The sequence below is a fragment of the Nitrosomonas ureae genome (genome assembly GCF_900108305.1).
Classification (GTDB): domain Bacteria; phylum Pseudomonadota; class Gammaproteobacteria; order Burkholderiales; family Nitrosomonadaceae; genus Nitrosomonas; species Nitrosomonas ureae_B.
Window position 1 is genome coordinate 1 of sequence record NZ_FNUX01000068.1, and the last position, 1,705, is coordinate 1,705.

The following is a 1,705-nucleotide window of genomic DNA, read 5'->3' on the forward strand; positions in this document are numbered from 1 at the left end:
AGAGTTGGAAAGAGCGTATTATTCGCAACTGAAAGTGTCAGGCATCACAGCTTGACTCAAACTAACGAGTCTCCGGAAAAATCGGGGCGGTTCAATATCAGAGCTCACCAAATACGTTTTACTCAGAAATCTTCAAAGGAATGAATATGAAATTAATGAACTATGCATGGGATGGGGTTGGTCGTATAATCACGGACTTGCTGCGACTTATTTTGAAGCGGTTTATTTTTGGAGATTTACGATAATGAAAAGTAAAGCTATTTTTTACCATGCCGGATGCCCTGTTTGTATTGAGGCAGAACAAAATGTTGCCAACGCGCTTGATCCGGCAAAGTATGAAGTTGAATCCGTACATCTTGGTAGTGACAAATCACGTTTGAGTGAAGCCGAATCCTCTGGTGTTAAATCGGTTCCTGCTCTGGTACTGGATGGAACACCATTTCACATCAACTTTGGTGCGGGCATCGAAGATTTGAAATAAGTTTTTGTTGTAATCTTGTAGTGTGCAAATTATTAGTATGTACACTACAGGCTCAAAACCTGTGATTCTAAGGTATTAGCACTTAATCTTGTGATTATCCCTCCGGTTCCGTAAAGCATTTTTTACAGTAATTCCTGCAAACATTCACCATTAAGTATAGGTATGTAAGTTTACAATTTCTGATTCTTTTCCAAAGGAAGCTCCCAACATAGAATGCTTTTCTGCAATCTGCTCGCTAAATTTCAAGCCCTACTTTAGCTTCTTAAATACCTACGCGAACAATCAGAATTGTCTGAATTTACAGTTAGTAATCGTGTAAAGGTGCGGAGTAGTTAGATGGTACTACAAAGTGGGTAAATCCTTCAGGTCTCATCTCTAGGGAAACATCTTTAGAGAACGACGCCGGGAGAGGACAGCGATTAAGATAGGATTGTTAGCGGACACGCTGGGCGCGGATATGGCCAATGTATTAGAAGAATTGGTGGCTGCTTTTTTACAACTTCAGTATGATACTTGGTGTTCGTGAAACTGAAGGGTCGTTATTGGCTGTGCCAAATAAGATGAATGGGGGGCAGCGATTCCGAAAGGCTCATGCAATTTAGACTTTTTCATTCATCTGGTCTTCGTCAGTGACTATCGAGATTTGAGACAGGTTCTTTTTTCGTCCTGGGAAACGATTACGTTAGCATGAAGAAATAATCTCAATGATATTAGCATGTTGTAGAAGTTAATGTGGCGATGCCAGATAATGAGTAAGTGGCTTAACCACAAATGAAAAAAATAATTATTCGTCAATTGGCAGTAAATGCCTCAGCACTGCTTTTAGGAACGCCCCGTCATTATTATTTCCACTGAATTTAAAAGACTTGCTGATGCTATCATAACCTTTCAGGTTTCTAAGAGCCTTATCGCTATTACGTTCTGATTCGTATTTGGAGACAGAAAACAACAAATTAGAGAAGGTTCCTGACTCGGCATTGTTTTCAAATTGAACATATAGGTTGCCTTTCTCATCAACCCAAAGACGATAACGGATATGTCCCTGTCCCTCTATCTTCGGCGCTAAACGAATTTCTGAATCTAGATCTAAATCTATTTTTTTTATATGCATTGGGAGCAGCTTCGGCAAACTATGGCCTGTTAACACTATCTAAGTGCTTCAACGATAAGAGCGAAATGGATGAAAGAAAGGAAGATGACATCCAGTTTGTCGAATCTGGAGAA

At 39.8% G+C, this 1,705-nt stretch carries 2 protein-coding genes; one reads left to right on the plus strand and one right to left on the minus strand.

Annotation, left to right across the window (positions count from 1 at the left end):
- The first annotated feature begins 244 nt into the window (after positions 1–244).
- Positions 245–481 carry a thioredoxin family protein gene (locus C4S39_RS15035; protein WP_103967734.1) on the plus strand — a complete coding sequence of 79 codons (237 nt, stop codon included), beginning with the start codon at positions 245–247 and terminating at the stop codon, positions 479–481.
- 784 nt (positions 482–1,265) lie between these two features.
- On the opposite strand, the gene C4S39_RS15040 is transcribed toward C4S39_RS15035, so the two are convergent.
- Entirely contained in the window at positions 1,266–1,592 is a 327-nt protein-coding gene (locus tag C4S39_RS15040) for a hypothetical protein (RefSeq protein WP_103967733.1), read from the minus strand.
- Between the last annotated feature and the right edge of the window lie 113 nt (positions 1,593–1,705).